Source organism: Streptomyces sp. NPDC021225 (genome assembly GCF_044332865.1).
GTDB lineage: Bacteria > Actinomycetota > Actinomycetes > Streptomycetales > Streptomycetaceae > Streptomyces.
In genome coordinates this window covers 320816-341602 of record NZ_JBIRPV010000007.1, presented here as the reverse complement: position 1 = coordinate 341602, position 20787 = coordinate 320816, and the positions used below count along the sequence as shown (strand labels likewise).

The window sequence follows — 20787 nt, the reverse complement described above, 5'->3', positions numbered from 1 at the left end:
CGTCAGGTTGAACCTGCCGTCCACCGTTCGGTGGACCAGGGGGAGGGGGTTATCCCCCCGTACGCTTGAACCGAGTACCGCGTCGAGCAGCATCGCGGTCGGCTGGAGGTGTCAGTCGTCGAAGTCGGTGGAGCGGGTGAGCCTTTCCCAGGAGCGGAGTTCGGTGCGCGCACGGTCGAGGTGGTCGGTGATCGCGTCGGCGGCGTCTTTGCCGAGCGGCAGCCGCAGCGGCGGCTCGTCGGCGTCCAGGGCGGTGAGGACGGCGGCCGCGGCCTTGGCCGGGTCCCCGGGTTCCTGGCCGCTCCCGCCCGGCAGCCCGGAGAGGACGGGTCCTACGGTGTCCTGGTAGGCGTCCAGAGCCGGGGAGGGCCGCAGCGCCGCGGCGTCGGCGAAGCCGGTACGGAACGCGCCGGGCTCGACGATCAGCACCCGGATGCCGTGCGGGGCGACCTCGGCGGCCAGGGCCTCGGAGAGCCCCTCCAGGGCGAACTTGGTGGCGCAGTAGGCGCCGACTCCGGCGAAGGCGAACCGCCCGCCCATGCTGGTCAGCTGCACGATGGCGCCCGAGCCCCGGCGGCGCATGTGCGGCAGCGCGGCCCGGGTGAGCGCGGCCGGGCCGAAGAAGTGCAGGTCCATCAGGTCCCGCAGCTCCGCGTCGGTGGTCTCCTCGACCGCCCCCACCATCCCCCGGCCGGCGTTGTTGACCAGGATGTCGATCCGGCCGTGCCGGGCTGCCACGCCGTCGACCGCGGCCTGGACGGCCGCGATGTCGGTGACGTCCAGCGGTAGCGCCTCGACCTGGTCCGGGTGCGCGGCGACCAGGTCGTCGAGCAGCGTCGTACGGCGGGCGGCGGCGACCACGATGTCGCCCGCGGCCACCGCCGCTTCGGTGATCGCCCGGCCGAACCCGCTGCTCGCCCCGGTGACCAGCCATACCCTGTTCATGTTCTTCTCCTTGTGCCGGTCTGTGTGTGTACCACCTTGCGAGGCGCACCGTTTGCGCGTCCAAGACCTGCCGTGATAGCCGATGGTTATGGACGTTCACGGACGGGATCTGCGGTACTTCGCCGCAGTGGCGGAGGAGTTGCACTTCACGCGCGCGGCCGAGCGGCTGTACGTCTCGCAGCCCGCGCTGAGCAAGCAGATCAGGATGCTGGAGAAGCAGGTGGGGGCCGCGTTGTTCGAGCGCGACCGGCGCGAGGTGCGCCTGAGCGCGGTCGGCGCGGCGCTGCTGCCGCATGCGCAGCGCATGCTCGCCGAGTGGGAGGCGGCCCAGGAGACAGTCGCCCGGGTCGTGGCCGACCAGGCGGGCCGTCTCGTCGTGGGGATGAGCACCAGCCCGGGGCGCGGGGGCGTGCTGCCGGCGATCCGCTCCCGCTTCACCGCCGCGCGCCCCGATGCCCGCCTCGTACTTCGCCAGGTTCCCTGGCAGGACTCGACCGCCGGGCTCGCCGACGGCACGTGCGACGCGGCGTTCGTCTGGCTGCCGCTGCCCGACCCGGACCGCTACCGGTGGGTGGTGGTCGCCGAGGAACCCCGCCTGGTCGCCATGGCCGAAACTCACCCGCTCGCCGACAGGGAGATCATCGACTTCACCGACCTGCTGGACGAGCCGTTCCTCGCTCTGCCCGACAGCGCGGGGCCGCTACGGGACTACTGGCTCGCCACCGACGCCCGCGGCGGGAAGCCGGCGCTCATCGGCGCGGAGGTGGCAAGCACCGAGGAGACGTACGAGGCGCTCGTCGCGGGTCTCGGCGTGGTCCTGCTGGCGGCCGGGAACGCCCCGCTGATCACCCTCGGCGGAGTCGTCACCCGTGTGGTGAGGGGCATCTCGCCCAGCCGCTTCGCCCTGGCCTGGCGCGCCGACGACCGCCGCCCGCTGGTGCGGGAGTACGTGCGCGCGGGTGAGCTGGCGACCGGGACGACGGACTGAGGCGGCGCGCACGCGGCTATGCCGTCAACTCCCGCTCCAGCGGCGTACGGAACCGGGGCGTGACCCGGACCTCCCCCAGCCACCCGCTCAGCCGCGCCGCCTCCGCCTCCACGGCGGCCGCCGCCTCCCGGCCCACGTCGGTCAGCGGTCGCCAGACCACCTCGCCGCTCGCGCGCTGGGCCCAGCCGCCGACGACGCGGCCGTTCCACCACACCGTCGGGCCGATGTTGCCGCTGCCGTCGAAGAGCGGCTTCACATGGTCCGGGTCGAGATACCAGTCGCGGGCCTGCCATCCCATGGCCGTCGGGTCGAGGCCGGGCAGCAGCGCGGCCCAGGGCTCGCCGTCCGCCACCGGCTCGCCGTCCCCGGCCACCACGTACCCCGGCCCCTCCGCCAGCGCCACACCCTCCGCGCCGATGTCGGCCAGCGCCCGCCGGGTGTCGGTCACCGTCCACCCCGTCCACCACTTCAGGTCGGCCTCGGTCGCGGGGCCGTACGCGGCCAGCCAGCGGCGGGCCAGTTCGGCCTTCGCCTCGCGGACGGGGAGGTCGGGGAGCGGCGGGACGAGGGCCCACGGGTAGAGGCTGCTGGTCCAGGAGCCGCGCGGGCGGCAGCGGCGCAGATGGCCGTCGGAGGCGAGCAGGCGCAGCACCCGGCTGCCGACGGTCGGCCGGGCCGCGTACGGCTTGCCGGGCGCCATGACGATCCGCTCGCGCAGCGCGGGCACGTCCTCCGCCACCTCGGCGGTCGTCGCCTCGCCCCGCCCGGCCACGGCCGCCAGCACGGCCTTCTCCACCTCGGCCAGCCGCGCCTCGTCCCAGTGCTCCTCGGCGCGCTCCCGCAGATGCTTCAGCAGCGTGGCCCGCTCCCGTACCGCGATGGCCCGCGCGGTCGACGAGCCGACGACCGGCGCGAGCTCCGTCGTCACCGCGAAGATCGTGCGCCGCATGCTCAACAGCTTGACCAGCGAGACGTCCTCGTACAGCGCCCGCTCCACCTCCCCGGCCCCCGGCTCCCGCAGCCGCGCGCACGCGGACAGATACACGGTGGCCGGATCGGTCGCATGCAGCCCGACAACCGCGTCCGCCACGGCTTCTACGACTGCCGCCCGGGCGGACGGCGCCAGCAGATGCCGCCGCCCGAGGCGGGCGCGGCGCTGGGCGGGGGTGATACGGGGGAGGGAGTCGCTCATGGTGGCCGACGGTAGGGGCCGTACCTGTCACCTTCTGGCAGGTATGACGTCGCGGGGCGCGGTCACTCTGTGGGTGCCACCCCGAGGTCGCGGCGCATGGCGGCCCGCATGGCCCGGATCAGGTCCCAGATCTCCCTCTGACCCCGGACCGCTGTAGCCATGGTTTCCCCTTCCTGGGGCTCTCCTCGCTCCAGACGTTTGACCTGGCCATAGACCCTGTTCAGGGCTTGATTGACCGTACGCGCACATGCGAGCACCTCGTCCGGGGCGATCATCTGCGCTTCGGAGTATCGATCGCGGTGGGCACTCTTGGCTTCTTCGAGTACCTCCCTGTCCGCCTCCTCGACACCGCGTTCCCGCATGACATGCAGATGACGGTTGAGCGCCGTGGTGAACTGACGTGCGTCCCGATTGAGCTCCACGTAGCAGGTGCGTCGGCTGAGCAGGTTCTCGCGAAGCTCCTCGTGACCGCGAAGCAGGTCTATCTCGCGACGTTTCGCCCGTTCGGAGGCGCGCTGAGTGAGCAGCGACCCTCCTAGCGTCCCGGCTACACCTGCCACCGCGATGATCACCGAACCAAGATCCACGGATGCCCCCTTGAAGCAGTTGCGCTCATCTCCGCTGCGCGCCGGCGCACGCGGTTCACCTCTCCCGCGACCCTGGTGGACCGGCCGCCGATCTCGAGGCTCAGCGAGTGTGCGGCGTCGCGGCGGCGATGAAGTCGCGGATGCCCTGCCGGGACCGCTCGCGGATGTGGTCCAGCCGGTCGCGGTCCTCGGCGCGGTGCAGCTCGGTCACGTGCTCGAGGATCCGCTCGGAGAGTTCCACGAGGGCGGGGTCGTCCGAGAGCATCTGCGCGCGGAACATCGCCTCCTGCGCGGCGTAGCGCAACTCGTAGACGTGCTCCCGCAGCTCCGGGGTGTCCTCGTCGGGCCGGTTCTCGTGCTGGACGAACCACCGTTGGACCAGCACCCGGCGGTAGTTGAGCAGCGCCCCCGCGTACGCGCAGTACGCGTCGATCCGCTCCTGCCGCAGCTTCTCCGCGCGGGCGAAGTGCTCGCTGCGGTCGGTGTTTCGCCGCTGGAAGACGTAGGTGACACCGGAACCCAACACCGTGCCGAGCACGGCTATGAAACTCGCCAGGACTGCCTCCATGGGGGAAGTTGACCACAACGCGGCTGGGGACCAAGGCGGAGTCCGTCGGGGCCGTGCGGCAAGATGAAGCCCATGGATAGCTTCGGGGGAAGCGGTGGCCGCCTGCTGGCCGGGCGCTACCAGTTGGTGTCACGGCTGGGGCGCGGCGGCATGGGTACGGTGTGGCGGGCCGTCGACAAACTGCTGGGCCGGGATGTGGCCGTCAAGGAACTGCACATCGACGAGGGGCTGGACGGGATGTCGGCCCTCGACCTCCAGCAGCAGCACGAGCGCACGCTGCGCGAGGCCCGCACCGTGGCGCAGATCAAGCATCCGAATGTGATCGTCCTCCATGACGTGGTGGAGGAGGACGGACGCCCGTGGATCGTCATGGAGTTGGTCGACGGCAGCTCGCTCGCGGACCGGCTGGCCGCCGAGGGGCCCGTCGGGCCGAGTGAGGCGGCGCGGATGGGGTTCGCGCTGCTGGACGCGCTGAGGGTCGCGCATGAGCGCGGGGTGCTGCACCGGGACATCAAGCCCGCGAATGTGCTGGTGGAGGCGGGCACCGGGCGCGTGGTGCTGACGGACTTCGGGATCGCGCAGGTGACGGGAAGCACGACGATCACGGAGACCGGGACGTTCGTGGGCTCGCCCGAATACACCGCGCCCGAGCGGATGTCGGGGCAGCGCACCGGCCCGGAGTCGGACCTGTGGTCGCTCGGTGTGCTGCTGTGCACGCTGGTCAGCGGCGAATCGCCGTTCCGCCGCGACTCGTTGGGCGGGGTGCTGCACGCGGTCGTGTTCGACGAGATACGGCCGCCCGCGGCCGCCGGTGCCCTGGCCCCCGCCATCGAGGGGCTGTTGCAGCGCGATCCCGCGCTGCGGCTGAACGGGGACGGGGCGGCCCGGATGCTGCGGATGTGTCTGGGGCCGGGGGACACCCCCGAGATCCCTCTGGAGTACACGCCGACGCAGCCCGCCGTGCCGGTGACGACCGGCCACGGGGCCGGCCACGGTCCCGGGTACGGGGCCGCCACCCCCGTCGCCCCCGTCCCCTCCCGCCGCGCCCCTCGCCGCCGTACGGCGCTGATCGCGGCCGTCGCGGTGGTCGCGCTGGCCGGTCTCGGCGCCGGGGTCGCGGCGCTGGCCCTCGACCGGGGCGACGGCGACGGCGACAGCGACGGCAAGGCCGCCGCCACGAGCGCCCCCGCCAAGGAGCCGTCGAAGACGCCGCCGTCGGGCAAGTCGTCGCCCACCGCCTCCAAGACCGCCGTCCCGGACGGCTACGAGCTGGTCAACGACCCGGCCGGCTTCACGATCGCCGTGCCCAAGGGCTTCTCCCGCGAAGTCAAGGCCCCGCGCGTCTACTACAACTCGCCGGGGAACGAGTTCCGCATCGGGATCCACGTCCAGGAGCTGGACCCCAAGGGCCCGTTGCAGCTGAGCCAGGAGGCGGACGCCAGGGGGCCGCAGAACTACCCGGGCTACCGCAGCGGCCAGGTCATCCAGACCGAGCGCCAGGGGCTGCCCGCCGCGCTGTGGGCGTTCGTCTGGAACGGCTCGGCCGACGACGGCGGCTCGCGCCAGACGTACGACCTGACCTGGAACGAAGCGGGAAAGATGTACGACGTGTGGGTGTCCGCGCCGGTCGTCAGCAAAACCGAGGGAAAGCAGTATTTCGACACGGCTGTCGACACTTTCTCCGTTTCCGCCAAACAGAATTGAACGGCACCGCAACGGCTTTGTCACGAGCGGCCACAGCCACCCGGGGCCGCTGGCGGGCCGTGCGCCCGAGCAGGTAATGATGGTGCCATGACGAACGACGGGGGACGGGCGAACGAGCCCACCAGCTACGAGCTGCAGCCGCCGCAAGCCCCGGCCGCGCCGGTGCCGTCCCAGGGGGAGCCCAACGGGGAGTCCAAGGCGGAGTCCAAGACGGAGTTCGAGGCGGAGTCCTCGGCGGCTTCCCAGGACCGGCAGCCCGACAGCCCGTACGAGCCGACGCAGCTCGACGGCCGGGCGGCCGCCGGGCAGCCCGACCCCCGTACGTCGGCGCCCGCGCCGGCCAACCAGGACCCCAACATCGGCCGCGTCATCGGCGGCCGCTACCGCCTCGTCTCCCGCCTGGGACACGGCGGCATGGGGACGGTCTGGCGGGCGCACGACCAGGTCGTCGACCGCGATGTCGCGGTCAAGGAGCCACGGGTGCCCGAGACCCTGCCGGAGGGCGAGCGGCAGAAGGTCTACCAGCGGATGCAGCGCGAGGCGCGCGCCGCGGCCCGGATCGACCACCCCTCGGTGGTCTCGGTGTACGACGTGGCCGTCGAGGACGGCCGGCCCTGGCTGGTGATGGAGCTGGTGCGCGGCGACTCGCTCGGCGACCGGCTGGCCGAGGGCACGCTGGACCCGCGCGAGGCGGCCCGGATCGGCGTCGCGGTGCTGGGCGCGCTGACGGCCGCGCACGACGCCGGGGTGCTGCACCGCGACGTCAAGCCGGACAACGTCCTGCTCGGCCGGAACGACCGGGTGGTGCTGACCGACTTCGGCATCGCGCAGGTCGAGGGCGAGCAGGGGCTGACGGAGACCGGCGCGTTCGTCGGCTCCCCCGAATTCATCGCGCCCGAGCGGGTGCTGGGCCAGCGGCCCGGCCCCGAATCGGACCTGTGGTCGCTGGGCGTCGTGCTGTACGCGGCGGTGGAGGGCATGTCCCCGTTCCGCCGCTCGCACGCCCCCGCGACGCTCCAGGCCATCCTCTCCGCCGAGCCCCAGACGCCCGCGCGCGGCTCGGGCGCGCTCGGCACGCTCATCATGCAGCTGCTGCGCAAGGAGGCCGCGGCGCGGCCGACGGCGGCCGAGGCGCGGAAGGCGCTGGAGGAGGTGGTCCGGCCGCCGCAGCCGGTGCCTACTGTGCTCGCGACCAGCCTGTACGCCCCGCCCCAGGCCCACATCCAGGCCGGGGCGGGCGCCGAAGCCGGAGTCGGAGCAGGGGAGGCGCAGAGCGGGGGCAGCCGCTTCGTACCGCCCATCCTGCACAAGAACCGCAAGGCGCAGCTCGGCCTGGGCGGCGTGGTGCTGGTGGTGGCCGCCGTGCTGGTGCTGACCCTGATGAAGCCGTTCGCGAGCGAGAGCGATCTTCCCAAGGGGTGGATGGTCCGGGAGGAGCGCGATGTCGTGGGCGCGTCCCTGGCCGTGCCCAGCGAGTACCGGCGTGTGCAGGACGACATCGCGGACAACGCGTCCGTCACCTTCACGGACCCCAGCGGCGTCTACACCGTTTTCCTGAGCCGGCAGAAGGCCAACGACCAGCGGGAGATCAAGGACACCCGCGACATGGCCGGGCAGGTCGTCCGTTACTACAAGAGCCCCCAGTCGTCCATGGAGGACGTCGAGAGCAAGACGGAGCAGGCGAAGCAGCAGGGCAAGGACGGCGCGGTGGACCTCACCACCACCTACGTCCCCTCCGGCAGCAGCAGGGACGACAACCCCATCCGCTATGTGAAGCGCGACCACATCTACGTGGACAAGACGCATACCGCCTGGCAGTTGACCGTGACCATGCCCGCCGACGGCGACGCCCGCCCGACCGGCGACGAGATCTACAAGAACGTCGTGGAGAGCCTCAAGATCGAGGGCCTCTGACGGACCCGTCCGGCGCGACGTGTGTGCGTGGCCGGTGAAAGCAGGTTACCGCCGGGTACCCAAACCGGCCCGGCGGGCCTACCCTCGCCCCCATGACGGACTCGCAGGACAGCGCACAGCCCACACAGGACGCCGCGCACACCACCACGCCCGCCCCCGCCGACGGCAACCCGGTCGCTCCCGCGGGCGCCCGCACCGCCGTGCACGTCGTCACGCCCGAGCTGGTCGCCCGGCTCTCGCGCGGCGTGGTGGGCGGCGGCAGGACCACCAGCCACACCCCCTTCACCGGGGAGGTCCTGGCCGAGCTGCCCGAGTCCACCCCCGAGGACGTCGCCGAGGCATTCGAGCGGGCGCGCAAGGCGCAGTCGGCGTGGGCCCGTACACCCGTGCGGCGGCGCGCCGCCGTGCTGCTGCGCTTCCACGACCTGCTCATGCGCCACCAGTCCGAGGTGCTCGACCTGATCCAGGTGGAGACCGGCAAGACCCGGCTGCACGCCCACGAGGAGGTGCAGGAGGTCTGCCTCACCGCCCGCCACTACGGGCGCAAGGCCCCCGCCTATCTGGGCGCGCGCCGCCACACCGGGGCCGTCCCGGTGCTCACCAAGGTCACCGAGCTGCGCCAGCCCAAGGGCGTCATAGGCCTGATATCCCCCTGGAACTACCCCCTCTCCCTCTCCGTCGGCGACTCGCTCCCCGCCTTCGCCGCGGGCAACGCCCTGGTGATGAAGCCGGACACCGAGACCGCGCTGACCGCCCTGTGGGCGCGCGAGCTGCTGATCGAGGCCGGGCTGCCCAAGGACGTGTGGCAGATCGTCCTCGGCGAGGGCCCGGTCGTCGGCCCCGCCGTCGTCCAGCACGCCGACTACGCGTCGTTCACCGGCTCCACCCGCACCGGCCGCGAGGTCGCCCAGCGCGCGGCGGCGCGGCTGATCGGCTGCTCGCTGGAGCTGGGCGGCAAGAACGCCATGCTGGTGCTGAGAGACGCCGACCTCGACAAGGCCGCCGAGGGCTCGGTGCGCGCCTGCTTCTCGTCCGCCGGGCAGCTGTGCGAGTCGATCGAGCGGCTCTACGTCCACACGTCGATCGCCGACGCCTTCCTGGAGCGGTTCGTCGCCCGGACGAAGGCGATGCGCCTGGGCACGGCCCTCGCGTACGGGGCCGAGATGGGCTCGCTCGCGGGCGAGCGCCAGCTGGAGACCGTCGTACGCCATGTCGACGAGGCCCGGGAGAAGGGCGCCAAGGTGCTCACCGGGGGCCGCGCCCGGCCCGACATAGGCCCCTACTTCTACGAGCCGACCATCCTCGACGGCGTCGAGCCGCCGATGGCCGTGTGTGCTGAGGAAACGTTTGGCCCGGTCGTCTCCATCTACCGCTTCACCGAGGAGGACGAGGCCGTCGAGCGCGCCAACGCCACCCCGTACGGCCTTAACGCCAGCGTCTGGACGAAGGACGGCCGGCGCGGCCGCGCGGTCGCCGCCCGGCTGCGGGCCGGGACGGTCAACGTCAACGAGGGCTACGGCGCGGCGTACGGCAGCGTCCGCGCGCCCCTGGGCGGGATGGGCGACTCCGGTCTCGGGCGCCGCCACGGCTCGGAGGGGATCCTCAAGTTCACCGAGGCGCAGACGGTCGCGCACCAGCGGTTGCTGCCGCTCGGCCCGGCCTTCGGGATGACGGACGAGAACTACGCGGCGTTCATGACCCGTAGCCTGCGCGCGATGAAGGCGCTGCGCCTGCGCTGATGGGCGCGCGGCAAGGGGAGGTACTGCGGTGGACGACGCATACGACGACACGCACGACGACACGCACGACGACACGCACGACGACACGCACGACGACGCGTACGTCGACGCTTACGACTACGACGTCATCGTCGTCGGCTCGGGCTTCGGCGGCTCCGTCACGGCCCTGCGCCTGACCGAGAAGGGATACCGCGTCGGCGTCCTGGAGGCGGGGCGCCGCTTCACCCCCGAGACCCTGCCCAAGAACTCCTGGCACCTCCGCGACTACCTGTGGGCGCCCGCCCTCGGCTGCTACGGCATCCAGCGCATCCATGTCCTGGGCAAGGTGATGGTGCTGGCGGGCGCCGGGGTCGGGGGCGGCTCGCTCAACTACGCCAACACCCTCTACGTACCGCCCGAGCCGTTCTTCCGGGACCCGCAGTGGGGCGCCATCACCGACTGGCGGGCGGAGCTCGCGCCGTACTACGACCAGGCGCGGCGGATGCTCGGCGCGCGGCTGAACAAGACCATGACCCCCTCCGACGAGCACCTGAAGGCCGCCGCCGAGCGGATGGGGGCGGGCGAGACCTTCCATATGGCGCCGGTGGGCGTGTTCTTCGGGGACGGCGACGACGCGGACGGGACGGCGACGGCGGCGCCGGGGGAGCGCGTCCCGGACCCGTACTTCGGCGGCGCGGGGCCCGCCCGCAGGGCCTGCACCGAGTGCGGCGAGTGCATGACCGGCTGCCGCCACGGCGCGAAGAACACCCTCAACGAGAACTACCTCCACCTCGCCGAGCGGGCCGGCGCCGTCGTCCACCCCATGACGACCGTCATGGCCGTCGGCGAGGACCGGCGGGGCGGCTACCGGGTCACCACCGTCCCCACCGACCGGCGCCGCAAGGGCCCGCCGCGCGTGCTGCGCGCCCGCCAGGTGGTGCTGGCCGCCGGGACGTACGGCACCCAGACGCTGCTGCACACCATGCGGGACAAGGGCCTGCTGCCCCGGATCCCGGACCGGCTCGGCATGCTCACCCGCACCAACTCCGAGGCCCTGGTCGGCGCGCAGACCACGGACCGCCGCTACCGCAAGGTCCGCCCCGGGCAGGGGCGGGCCGACTTCACCCGTGGCGTGGCGATCACCTCGTCCATCCACCCCGACGACACCACCCACATCGAGCCCGTCCGCTACGGCAAGGGCTCCAACGCGATGGGGCTGCTGTCCGTCCTCCAGATCCCGGAGGGCGGCCGACTGCCGCGCTGGCTGCGGTTCCTGGGGAGCCACCTCCGGCACCCGGTGCTCGTGGTGCGCTCGCTGTCCACCCGGCGCTGGTCGGAGCGCACCATTATCGGCCTGGTCATGCAGACCCACGACAACTCGCTCACCACCTACCGCAGGCCGAAGGGGCTCGGGAAGGGCCTGCTGACCGCCCGGCAGGGCCACGGCGCACCCAACCCGGACCACATCCCCGAGGGCGCGGAGGCCGCCCGCCATCTCGCCGAGTCCATCAACGGCTTCCCGGGCAGCAATGTCGGCGAGCTGATCGGCACCCCGCTCACGGCGCACTTCCTCGGCGGCTGCCCGATCGGCACGGACCCCGACCACGGCGTCATCGACCCGTACCACCGGCTGTACGGGCACCCGGGCATCCATGTCGTGGACGGCGCGGCGGTCTCCGCGAACCTGGGCGTCAACCCGTCCCTGACCATCACGGCCCAGGCGGAGCGCGCCATGTCCCTGTGGCCCAACAAGGGCGAGCCCGACCCCCGCCCACCCCAGGGCGCCCCGTACGAGCGCCTGTCCCCGGTCGCGCCGATGGCCCCCGCCGTCCCCGAGGACGCCTTCGGCGCCCTGAAGCTCCCCCTGCTACCGGTCCCCAAGGTGCCGCCCGCCGACGACTAGCTCCGCGACTGTGCCCGAGGCCCGTAGGTCAGGCGGCGCAGGACGACCTCGGCGGGGCCGGCCTGGTTGCGCTTGTCGAGCAGGCGGGCGATCGATACGGTCATGAGCCAGACGGTCACCGCGATGATCAGACCGGTCACCGTGGGGCTGCCGAACCGGTCGCCGAGGGCGAGCGTGAAGGGCGCCAGGAGGATCAGCCAGGCCACCGACTGAAACAGGTATCCCGACAGGGAGCGCCGGCCCAGGGCCGAGAGCGCGTCGACGACGGGGCCGGGCCGGGTGGCCCGCATGGCGATCAGGCCGAAGACGGCCACATAACCCGGGCCGGCGAACATGCCGCTGCCGCCGTGGAGCATCATCATCAGGCCGGCGGCCGACTCATCGACGTGCAGCCATCCGGCGCCGGTCAGAGCGGCGGGGAGACCTCCGGCGATGGCGACGCCGAGTCCAAGGACGGCGGTCCACTTGAGCAGGGCCTTGTGGCGGGCCGGTTCCTCGAGGACGCGGCGGCGGGCGGCCCACATGCCCAGCCACGTGATGACGATGAAGGGCAGGACGGTCAGCGTGTGCATCGGCCATTCGCCGAGGCGATCCAGCATGGACGCGAGGTAGTCGGGCGCGGCGAGGGAGTCGACATGGCTCGACGGCAGCGGGGCCGACCCGCCCGAACCTCCGATGCCGCTCACCACGATGGCGCCGATGACCAGGACCTCGACCGCCGACAGCGCCCAGAGCACCAGCGCGGTCCGGTGGAACTTGTCGCCGCGGCGCAGGAGCACCAGGGTCATCACGATCCCGACGATCCCGTAGGCGCCGAGGAAGTCGCCGTAGTACAGCAAGGTGGCGTGCGCGAACCCGAAGGCGACGAGCCACAGGTTGCGGCGTAAAAGCACCGAACGGACCTGCTTCGGCGTGGCGCCGGAGGCGTCCTGGCGGCGGGCGAGTTGGACGAGTCCGTAGCCGAACATCACGGCGAAGACCGGGTACCCGCGGGCGTGGACGAGTTCGAAGAGCGTGAAGTTGAGGGCGCGGTCGGCGCCTTCTGGCGTGGTGTCGAGGCCGGGCTCGCCGGCGAAGACGACTCCGGCGACGTTGGCCAGCGCGATGATCAGCAGCATCGCTCCCCGGGCCAGGTCCGGCGCGAGGGCGCGTTCGGCGCGCCGCACCGGCCCTCTCGATGTCCGCAGTGCGGTGTCAGTGCTCACGTTCGTCCCTCTCCCCGAGATCCCGGCTTTAGTTTCTTGGAGAAAGTATCACGGGCATACTAAATGCAACAGGTGCGCTGGATCTGGCATGATGGGCCTCATCGACCGGGACGGACGAGGGAGCCATGACCAGCGAGGACTTCATTCCGGCGCCGCTGCGCCGGCTGTGGGGGATCTCGGAGTCCTCGCGTCTCGGGCGGCCCGCGGTCCTCGACGTCAACCTGGTCGTCGCCGCGGCGGTGGAGATCGCCGACCGCGACGGCCTCGGCGGCGTGACGCTTCCCAAGGTCGCCAAGAGCCTCGGCTTCACGGGGATGTCGCTCTACCGGTACGTCGGATCCAAGGACGAGCTGCTCACGCTCATGGCCGACTCAGCCCTGGGTGCGCCGCCGGCCATGGACACCGACGACTGGCGCGAAGGGCTGCGCGGCTGGGCCTTCGCGCAGCGGGCGGTTTTCCGGCGTCGGCCGTGGCTGACGCGCGTGCCCACCTCCGGACCACCCTCCGGACCGAACCAGATCGCCTGGATGGAGGCCGCCCTGGCGATCATGTCCCGCACCCGCCTCGACTGGGCGCACAAGGTTGGCGTCCTATCGCTGATCAGCGGCTACGTGGTCCAGTCCGTGCGGCAGTACAGCGAACTCGCCGAAGGCAGGGCCGAGGGCCAGGGGCAGGCCGACGCCGAGCGCGAATACGGTCGCGCGCTGGCGCGGCTCGTCGAGCCCGAGCGCTTCCCCGAGACGGCCCGGCTGTTCTCCTCGACGCTGTTCGAGGCACCGCCGTCGGACACCCCCGATGAGGCGATCGCCGACGCGGACTTCTCGCTCGGGCTGGAGCTGATCCTCGACGGCGTCGCCGTCCGGGTCGAGGGCGAGGGCCCCGACTCCTGAGGGGGTGTCACGGCTCTCGCCGGTCCCCACCGCCGCCGCGCGTCGCCATCCCACCGGTGCGTCGCATGCCCCGCACGCGCGAAGGGGCCGCCCCATCCGAGGCGACCCGGTCCATCGAAAACCTGTTTGACTTGGAGCGCACTCCAACCCTTAGCGTCTTGGGCAGACGGTTCGGAGCACAGGAGTCACAGCCCTGGAGGCAGCAGCATGACCGACGTTTCCACCCGACGCCTCGGCGAACTGGCGGTCTCCGCGCAGGGCCTGGGGTGCATGGGCATGAGCCACGCCTATGGCGCCGCGGACGACGAGCAGTCGATCGCGACCCTGCACCGCGCCCTCGACCTCGGGGTGACCCTGCTGGACACCTCCGACTACTACGGCGTCGGGCACAACGAGGAGCTGATCGGGCGGGCCATCGCCGGGCGCCGTGACGAGGTGGTGCTGGCGACGAAGTTCGGCTTCGCCAACCGCCTGGGCGAGCCCACCCGGATCCGCGGCGACGCCGCCTACGTGCGGCAGGCGTGCGAGGCGTCGCTGCGCCGGCTCGGGGTCGACCACATCGACCTCTACTACCAGCACCGGGTCGATCCGCAGGTGCCGATCGAGGAGACCGTCGGCGCCATGGCCGAGCTGGTGCGGGCCGGTAAGGTCCGCCACCTCGGGCTGTCCGAGGCCGGTGCGCAGACCATCCGGCGGGCGCACGCGGTGCACCCGATCGCCGCGCTCCAGAGCGAGTGGTCGCTGTGGACCCGTGACCTGGAGACGGAGATCGCCCCGGTCTGCCGCGAGCTGGGCATCGGCCTCGTCCCGTTCTCCCCGCTCGGACGCGGCTTCCTGACCGGCCGGTACACCTCGGTCGAGGGGCTGGAGGAGACCGATATGCGGCGGACCCAGCCGCGTTTCGCCGACGGCAACCTCGCACGGAACCTGGCCATCGTCGCGAAGCTGAACGAGCTGGCCGAGGCGAAGGGGGTCACCGCCGGTCAGCTCGCCCTGGCCTGGGTGCAGCACCAGGGCGACGACGTGGTGCCGATCCCCGGCACCCGGCGGCAGCGGTACCTGGAGGAGAACCTCGCGGCCCTGGACGTCGAGCTGTCCGCCGAGGACCTCGCCGCCATCGAGGCCGCCGCCCCGCCCGAGCGGATCGCGGGCACCCGCTACGACGCGACCAGCCTCACCTTCGTCAACGGCTGAACAGCGCCTCCGGCCGGCTCGCCACGGGGCTCTCCGCTGTCACTGCTCGGATCTAGGGTTGCGCCGAAGATCTCGCCGACCACCAGGACAGGGGACGATGAGCGGCATAGAGGTACTGCATCCGCGCGTGCTCAAGCAGATCGAGCGCCTCAACGGCCGACTCCCGGAGGATTTCGCACCCCGCGAGTGGACCGTGGCGACGCCCGCGGGCGAGCACGCCGTGCCGCCGTCGATTCAGGCGTTACTGGCGGTGCGCTGGCCCGCAGAGCACGTCATGCGTACCAACGACGAGTACGAGTGGAGCGTTGGGCTGCCTTCGCAGTGCGAGGTCGAGGATGGCCTGGTCGCGGAGGACGAGCCCCGCCCGTGGTACGCCGTTGGCCACAACGAAGGGCAGTACTACCTGCTCGTCGATCTCGCCGAGGCTGCCGACGTGAGCGACCCGCTGGTGTACGAGGTCGACCACGAGGGGGATCAGACGGTATACGGCGGGGAACTCGTGTCGGCTGTGCTGTCGGGGCTGAGGGTGCCGCGGCCACCGTCGGCGAGGTCCCGCTTTCCGCGTGCCTGTGCGGCCGGCGATCTGACCGTGGTGCGTGAAGCGCTCACTCGTCGGAAGAAGCTCGGCGGCTTCGTCACCTCGGGGCTGACTCCACTTCACCTCGCCGCGTTCTCGTCCCGGTCTCCCGAACTGGTGCAAGCCCTGCTGAGCGCGGGCGCCGATCCGAACGCTGTTGTGGGTGAGGTCAGGTCCCTGACCACTTACGTTCCCCGGGATCGCATCTTCGGACGTGCGATAGCTCCGGGCAGTACACCCTTGCACGCGGCCCTCACCGCGATGTTCAACAGCTGGGCAGGGCCGTACGACATCGTGCGCGACATCGTCGGGGCGCTGCTCGACGCAGGTGCTGACCCGAATCTGGCCGACGAGAGAGGGGACGCCCCGATCCACTACCTGCACACCAACAGCGAGCCCGAAGCGAGTGACATCATCCGGCTGTTGCTCGGAGCGGGCGCCGACCCGAACGCCGAGACACAATGGCGATCCGGCCCCTTGAGCGATGCGGTCAGCTTCGCACGTCCCGAGACCGTGAAAGACCTTCTCGATGCCGGCGCCGACCCCCTCAAGCCGTCCCGGCAAAGCTTCTGGGATGTGGACGGGGTAACCCCTTTGCACAAGGCTGCCTACCTGGCCCGCGAGGAAGTCCTCCGTTTGCTGCTCGCCCGCATCACGGACGTCGATGTCCGGACCCCCAAGGGGGTGACCCCGCTCCATGTGGCCCTGACCTCCCGCGGCACGACGGGGCTGCGCCTGCTCATCGAGGCGGGCGCGGACACCTCGGCCGTTCTGGCCGATCCCGCGGCGCTCAAGCCGGAACTCCGTGCCCATACGCCGGTGGAGATCGCCCGTGAACTCGGCAACACCGAAGCCGTGGATCTCCTGACGGCCGCCCGCGCCGCGGCCTCCGGCTCCCCCTGAGCAGTTCCCCCCCGAGCGCGAAGGGGCCGCCCCGGGCGGGGGCGGCCCCTTCTGGTACGGCGACGCGTTACGCGGCCAGGCCACCGCTGCGGCGGCGGCGCACCACGAACACCGCACCGGCGCCCGCGGCCATCGCGACGCCGCCGATCACGGCGATGGTCGGCAGCGCGGAGGAGGAGCCGGTCTCGGCGAGGGTGCCCTTGGGGTCGATCTTCGTGTCGCCCTGCGGCTTGGGCAGGGGCTTCTTGCCGCCCTGCGGCTCCGGCTTGGGCTCGGCCGGCGGGACGTGGCCGGGCTTGGAGCCGGCGGCCAGCACGTCGAACTCGTAGTAGTCGCCGGTCGAGAAGACGCAGTTGCCCTCGTCGTCCGCGTACACGCCGAAGGTGAGCGCGTAGCCGAAGCCGTCACCGAGGGCCTTGGCGGAGACGCTCAGCCGCATGTCGATGGTGAGGGTCTCGTGGGCGCGCACGTCGGTGTAGCCGAGGTAGCCGGCGGCCGGGTCGTTCTCGTCGGTGGAGATCGACTTCCAGACCCCGCTCTCCGGGTCCTTGAACTGGAGGGTCAGGAACTTGCCGGTGCCGTCGGGGTGCTTGGAGTCCGCGGTGCCGGCGAAGACACCGAAGTCCACGCGCTTGAAGGCCTTGTCCGAGTCGTTCTCGACCTGGAACTTGAAGCCGTGGAAGCCGCTGCCGGCCACGACCTTGGACGGCAGACCGGAGATGGTGGTGGTGAGGTCGGGGTCCTCGTTGTACGACCCGTCGTCGTTGCAGTCGTCGCCCGGCGTCGGCTCGTCGGTCGGGTCGCCGGTCGGCGGGGCGGTCGTGGGGGTGTCGGTGCTGGGCGGAGTGGTCGGCGGCTTGGTGTCCGTCGGGTCCGTGGTGGGCTCGGTGGTCGGCGGCTTGGTGTCCGTCGGGTCCGTGGTCGGCTCGGTGGTCGGCGGGACCGTCGGGTCGGTCGGGGACGGGGTGGTCGGTGTGGGGTCGGCCGACGGCTCGACGGTGGCGGTGGGCTCGTTCGTCGGCTCGTCCGCGAAGGCGGCGGGCGCCGCGAGCAGCGCGGCAGGGACGATGGCGGCCGTCGCTGCGGCGGTCGCCAGGGCGCGGCGAAGCTTCATGAGACCTCTTCTGGGTCCATCGTGCCGCTGGTCGCCAGCGGCACGCAGTGGAAGGCCGTCGCGGTGGGGGCGCGGTCTGGCCGTGCGTTTGCACGTACATGACCGGCCAGCTGGCCGAAAGGTTGCCCTCGGGGTTGCTCACAGAATGGTCACAGAAAGACCCGATCAAGGTCACGGATCTCTGGAACCGTGAAAGGCGAAGGGCCCCGGGGGCGCCCGAGCGGGACGGGCGCCCCCGGGGCCCTAGGCGGTCAGCACCGGCGTCAGGGCAGCGCCGGTGCTGAAGGGCGGCGCCGGGGGGAGCGCCGCTGGCTTTGAGTGCCGTCGGCTTTCGGGGTGGTGCGCGTGGTAAGTCGGAGGGGGGCGTACGCCCGCGTGGTCGGACCAATGACGGTAGGGAGGTCCGGGGCGTCTTCCCTGATGTGCATCGTGGTGGATGCGGCGCTCCCGGCGCAACCATTTCGACCGGATACGGTCGGCCCCGGGCGTCCCCGGGGCCGACCGTTCTTTAGGGGTGGTGACCGGGCTGCTGTCCCCTGCTGACCGGTCACCTCGCCGAAGCGAGGTCCCACGACGCGCGCCGCCTGAATCACCGCAGGGGGCACGTCTCATCGCCTCGGCGGATCTGAGCCACGCGTGGATTTTTCCGGGCCGCTCCTGGCTGGCGCGGACACCGGGCTCAACGAAGCGGCTCACGGCCCGGTCACGTGGCGTACGGGTGACGACGCGTGACGGCGCGAGCCCGGAAAGTGCCCGCAAAGAGCCCGGAAAGTGTCGATGGTGAGCCCGTTAGAATCGAAGGTCCAACCCCCTTCAGTCACCGCCACCACCGCCGGAAGGCCGCCGAAGTGCCATCAGCGTCCCCTGCTGCCGCCCCCGACACCGTCCTGGTCGTCGACTTCGGCGCGCAGTACGCCCAGCTCATCGCTCGTCGTGTCCGCGAGGCCCGGGTCTACAGCGAGATCGTCCCGTCCACCATGCCGGTGGCCGAGATGCTCGCCAAGAAGCCGAAGGCGATCATCCTGTCCGGCGGCCCCTCGTCGGTCTACGCCGAGGGCGCGCCCCGCGTCGACCGCGCGCTGTTCGAGGCCGGGGTGCCGGTCTTCGGCATGTGCTACGGCTTCCAGCTGATGGCCACCACGCTCGGCGGCACCGTCGACAACACCGGCGCCCGCGAGTACGGCCGGACGCCGCTGACCGTCTCCAAGCCCGGCTCCACGCTCTTCGAGGGCACCCCGGCCGAGCAGACCGTGTGGATGTCGCACGGCGACGCCTGCTCGGCCGCCCCCGAGGGCTTCACCGTCACCGCCTCCACCGACGTGGTGCCGGTCGCGGCCTTCGAGAACGACGAGAAGAAGCTGTACGGCGTGCAGCACCACCCCGAGGTGATGCACTCCACCTACGGCCAGCAGGTGCTGGAGCACTTCCTCTACCGGGGCGCCGGGATCGAGCCGAGCTGGACCACCACCAATGTGGTGGAGGAGTCCATCGCCGCCATCCGTGAGCAGGTCGGCACCAAGCGCGCGATCTGCGGCCTGTCCGGGGGCGTGGACTCCGCGGTGGCCGCCGCCCTCGTCCAGCGGGCCATCGGCGACCAGCTGACCTGCGTGTACGTGGACCACGGCCTGATGCGCAAGGGCGAGTCCGAGCAGGTCGAGAAGGACTTCGTCGCGGTCACCGGCGTCCAGCTGAAGGTCGTCGACGCGGAGGAGCGCTTCCTGACCGCGCTGGCCGGGGTGTCCGACCCCGAGGAGAAGCGGAAGATCATCGGCCGGGAGTTCATCCGGGTCTTCGAGCAGGCCCAGGCCGAGCTGGTCGCCGAGGCGGGCGCCGCGGGCGAGGCCGTGGAGTTCCTGGTGCAGGGCACCCTCTACCCGGATGTGGTGGAGTCCGGCGGCGGCACCGGCACCGCCAACATCAAGTCCCACCACAACGTGGGCGGGCTCCCGGACGACCTCGAGTTCGAGCTGATCGAGCCGCTGCGCCGGCTGTTCAAGGACGAGGTGCGGATGGTCGGCCAGGAGCTCGGCCTGCCGGACGAGATCGTCCAGCGCCAGCCGTTCCCGGGCCCCGGCCTGGGCATCCGGATCGTCGGCGAGGTCACCAAGGAGCGTCTGGACCTGCTGCGCGAGGCCGACGCCATCGCGCGCGAGGAGCTGACCGCCGCGGGCCTGGACCGGGACATCTGGCAGTGCCCGGTGGTGCTGCTCGCCGATGTGCGCTCGGTGGGCGTGCAGGGCGACGGCCGCACCTACGGCCACCCGATCGTGCTGCGCCCCGTCTCCTCCGAGGACGCGATGACCGCGGACTGGTCGCGGCTGCCGTACGACGTGCTGTCGCGGATCTCGACCCGGATCACCAACGAGGTCGACGAGGTGAACCGCGTGGTCCTGGACATCACCAGCAAGCCGCCGGGCACCATCGAGTGGGAGTGACCCCGTAACCCCTATCGACGCCGACGCCGCCGCCCACGTTCCATGGGCGGCGGCGTCGCCGTCGTTCCGGCCCTGTCTCAGCTCTGGCGTCCTGTGATACCCCCAGGTAGCTTCCGCTCCGAGCCCTGAGAGCACACAGTGCGCCAAGGAGTGAGCCGCCGATGCCGCCGACGCCGGAGCCGATCCCCACCGACCAGTTGCACTTCATCCTGCCGCCGCAGCACACCTCGGTCGAGGACGAGCGGCGCCACCGCAAGGAGCGCCTCGCCGCGGCCCTGCGCCTCTTCGGGCGGTACGGGTTCGAGGAGGGCGTCTCGGGCCACATCACCGTGCGGGACCCGGAGTACGCCGACTGCTTCTGGGTGAACCCCTTCGGGATGTCCTTCGGCCACATCACCGTCAGCGATCTGATCCTCGTCAACCAGGCGGGCCGGGTCGTCCAGGGGCGGCACCATGTCAACCAGGCGGCGTTCGTCGTTCACTCCCAGGTGCATCAGGCGCGGCCGGACGTCACAGCCGTCGCGCACTGCCACTCGCCGTACGGCCGCGCCCTGTCGGCGCTCGGCGAGCTGCTCGACCCCATCACCCAGGACGTCTGCGCCTTCTTCGAGGACCACGCGCTCTACGACCGCTACACGGGCGTGGTCGTGGACGAGGCGGAGGGACGGGACATCGCGGAGGCGCTGGGCACCCACAAGGCCCTCATCCTGCGCAATCACGGCCTTCTGACGGTCGGTGGCTCGGTCGACGCGGCCGCCTGGTGGTTTATCGCGATGGAGCGCTCATGCCAGGTGCAGCTGGCCGCGAAGGCCGCGGGCAAGCCGGTCCTGATCGACCACCGGAACGCCGCGCAGACCCGTGAGCAGCTGGGCACCGACCTGGTCGCCTGGATCAACTATCAACCTCTGTACCAGCAGATCACCCGCGGTGAACCGGACCTGCTGAGCTGA

General features: G+C 71.7%; 16 protein-coding genes. 10 read left to right on the top strand and 6 right to left on the bottom strand.

What is annotated here, in order from left to right; all coding sequences use genetic code 11:
* Window positions 1–111: 111 nt before the first annotated feature.
* On the bottom strand, window positions 112–945 hold the full coding sequence (locus ACH4S9_RS30365) for an oxidoreductase (RefSeq protein WP_398374673.1): 834 nt from the start codon (window positions 943–945) through the stop codon (window positions 112–114).
* 82 nt (window positions 946–1027) lie between these two features.
* Here ACH4S9_RS30365 and ACH4S9_RS30360 point away from each other — a divergent pair, with 82 nt between their 5' ends.
* Entirely contained in the window at window positions 1028–1933 is a 906-nt protein-coding gene (locus tag ACH4S9_RS30360) for a LysR family transcriptional regulator (RefSeq protein ID WP_398374672.1), read from the top strand.
* Between the two features lie 16 nt (window positions 1934–1949).
* Here the strand turns inward: ACH4S9_RS30360 and ACH4S9_RS30355 are convergent, their stop codons facing one another.
* The 3 genes from ACH4S9_RS30355 to ACH4S9_RS30345 form a co-directional block, all read right to left on the bottom strand.
* On the bottom strand, window positions 1950–3125 hold the full coding sequence (locus ACH4S9_RS30355) for a winged helix DNA-binding domain-containing protein (protein ID WP_361184019.1): 1176 nt from the start codon (window positions 3123–3125) through the stop codon (window positions 1950–1952).
* A gap of 62 nt (window positions 3126–3187) precedes the next feature.
* Complete coding sequence (locus ACH4S9_RS30350; RefSeq protein ID WP_311724349.1) at window positions 3188–3712, bottom strand: hypothetical protein; 525 nt, start codon at window positions 3710–3712, stop codon at window positions 3188–3190.
* 100 nt (window positions 3713–3812) lie between these two features.
* A complete protein-coding gene (locus ACH4S9_RS30345; protein WP_385345283.1) occupies window positions 3813–4280 on the bottom strand; it encodes a hypothetical protein in 468 nt (155 codons plus the stop codon).
* Window positions 4281–4343: 63 nt separating this feature from the next.
* Here ACH4S9_RS30345 and ACH4S9_RS30340 point away from each other — a divergent pair, with 63 nt between their 5' ends.
* The 4 genes from ACH4S9_RS30340 to ACH4S9_RS30325 all read left to right on the top strand — a co-directional run bounded on the left by ACH4S9_RS30340 (window position 4344) and on the right by ACH4S9_RS30325 (window position 11519).
* Complete coding sequence (locus ACH4S9_RS30340) at window positions 4344–5984, top strand: serine/threonine-protein kinase (RefSeq protein WP_398374670.1); 1641 nt, start codon at window positions 4344–4346, stop codon at window positions 5982–5984.
* A gap of 87 nt (window positions 5985–6071) precedes the next feature.
* The gene (locus ACH4S9_RS30335) at window positions 6072–7898 is read left to right on the top strand and encodes a serine/threonine-protein kinase (protein ID WP_398374669.1); all 1827 of its coding nucleotides are present in this window, start codon (window positions 6072–6074) and stop codon (window positions 7896–7898) included.
* Window positions 7899–7990: 92 nt separating this feature from the next.
* Window positions 7991–9637, top strand: a complete 1647-nt coding sequence (locus ACH4S9_RS30330; RefSeq protein WP_398374668.1) for a succinic semialdehyde dehydrogenase — start codon at window positions 7991–7993, stop codon at window positions 9635–9637.
* Window positions 9638–9764: 127 nt separating this feature from the next.
* On the top strand, window positions 9765–11519 hold the full coding sequence (locus ACH4S9_RS30325) for a GMC oxidoreductase (RefSeq protein ID WP_398374892.1): 1755 nt from the start codon (window positions 9765–9767) through the stop codon (window positions 11517–11519).
* Here ACH4S9_RS30325 and ACH4S9_RS30320 read toward each other — a convergent pair.
* A complete protein-coding gene (locus ACH4S9_RS30320; RefSeq protein WP_398374667.1) occupies window positions 11516–12724 on the bottom strand; it encodes a DUF418 domain-containing protein in 1209 nt (402 codons plus the stop codon). The genes ACH4S9_RS30325 and ACH4S9_RS30320 overlap by 4 nt on opposite strands.
* Window positions 12725–12849: 125 nt before the next feature.
* On the opposite strand from ACH4S9_RS30320, the gene ACH4S9_RS30315 reads away from it, so the two are divergent.
* From ACH4S9_RS30315 to ACH4S9_RS30305, 3 genes are all read left to right on the top strand, one after another.
* Entirely contained in the window at window positions 12850–13614 is a 765-nt protein-coding gene (locus tag ACH4S9_RS30315) for a TetR/AcrR family transcriptional regulator (RefSeq protein ID WP_398374666.1), read from the top strand.
* Between the two features lie 207 nt (window positions 13615–13821).
* Window positions 13822–14808: an aldo/keto reductase gene (locus ACH4S9_RS30310; RefSeq protein WP_385345269.1), complete on the top strand. Its 987-nt coding sequence runs from the start codon at window positions 13822–13824 to the stop codon at window positions 14806–14808.
* Window positions 14809–14905: 97 nt separating this feature from the next.
* Window positions 14906–16288, top strand: a complete 1383-nt coding sequence (locus ACH4S9_RS30305) for an ankyrin repeat domain-containing protein (RefSeq protein ID WP_398374665.1) — start codon at window positions 14906–14908, stop codon at window positions 16286–16288.
* Window positions 16289–16355: 67 nt separating this feature from the next.
* Here the strand turns inward: ACH4S9_RS30305 and ACH4S9_RS30300 are convergent, their stop codons facing one another.
* On the bottom strand, window positions 16356–17402 hold the full coding sequence (locus ACH4S9_RS30300; RefSeq protein WP_358845288.1) for an LAETG motif-containing sortase-dependent surface protein: 1047 nt from the start codon (window positions 17400–17402) through the stop codon (window positions 16356–16358).
* An 848-nt stretch (window positions 17403–18250) separates the two neighbouring features.
* On the opposite strand from ACH4S9_RS30300, the gene guaA reads away from it, so the two are divergent.
* Together guaA and ACH4S9_RS30290 are read left to right on the top strand one after the other, a co-directional pair.
* Window positions 18251–19837 (top strand): glutamine-hydrolyzing GMP synthase, encoded by a 1587-nt coding sequence (gene guaA, locus ACH4S9_RS30295; RefSeq protein WP_311724337.1) that lies wholly within the window; start codon window positions 18251–18253, stop codon window positions 19835–19837.
* Between the two features lie 161 nt (window positions 19838–19998).
* Window positions 19999–20787 carry a class II aldolase/adducin family protein gene (locus ACH4S9_RS30290; RefSeq protein ID WP_311724336.1) on the top strand — a complete coding sequence of 263 codons (789 nt, stop codon included), beginning with the start codon at window positions 19999–20001 and terminating at the stop codon, window positions 20785–20787.

Coding starts and splice junctions, on each gene's coding strand:
- ACH4S9_RS30300 (WP_358845288.1), bottom strand. CDS start 17,402: ATGAAGCTTCGCCGCGCCCTGGCGACCGCCGCAGCGACGGCCGCCATC.
- ACH4S9_RS30310 (WP_385345269.1), top strand. CDS start 13,822: ATGACCGACGTTTCCACCCGACGCCTCGGCGAACTGGCGGTCTCCGCG.
- ACH4S9_RS30290 (WP_311724336.1), top strand. CDS start 19,999: ATGCCGCCGACGCCGGAGCCGATCCCCACCGACCAGTTGCACTTCATC.
- ACH4S9_RS30360 (WP_398374672.1), top strand. CDS start 1,028: ATGGTTATGGACGTTCACGGACGGGATCTGCGGTACTTCGCCGCAGTG.
- ACH4S9_RS30340 (WP_398374670.1), top strand. CDS start 4,344: ATGAAGCCCATGGATAGCTTCGGGGGAAGCGGTGGCCGCCTGCTGGCC.
- ACH4S9_RS30330 (WP_398374668.1), top strand. CDS start 7,991: ATGACGGACTCGCAGGACAGCGCACAGCCCACACAGGACGCCGCGCAC.
- ACH4S9_RS30305 (WP_398374665.1), top strand. CDS start 14,906: ATGAGCGGCATAGAGGTACTGCATCCGCGCGTGCTCAAGCAGATCGAG.
- ACH4S9_RS30345 (WP_385345283.1), bottom strand. CDS start 4,280: ATGGAGGCAGTCCTGGCGAGTTTCATAGCCGTGCTCGGCACGGTGTTG.
- ACH4S9_RS30315 (WP_398374666.1), top strand. CDS start 12,850: ATGACCAGCGAGGACTTCATTCCGGCGCCGCTGCGCCGGCTGTGGGGG.
- ACH4S9_RS30335 (WP_398374669.1), top strand. CDS start 6,072: ATGACGAACGACGGGGGACGGGCGAACGAGCCCACCAGCTACGAGCTG.
- ACH4S9_RS30365 (WP_398374673.1), bottom strand. CDS start 945: ATGAACAGGGTATGGCTGGTCACCGGGGCGAGCAGCGGGTTCGGCCGG.
- ACH4S9_RS30355 (WP_361184019.1), bottom strand. CDS start 3,125: ATGAGCGACTCCCTCCCCCGTATCACCCCCGCCCAGCGCCGCGCCCGC.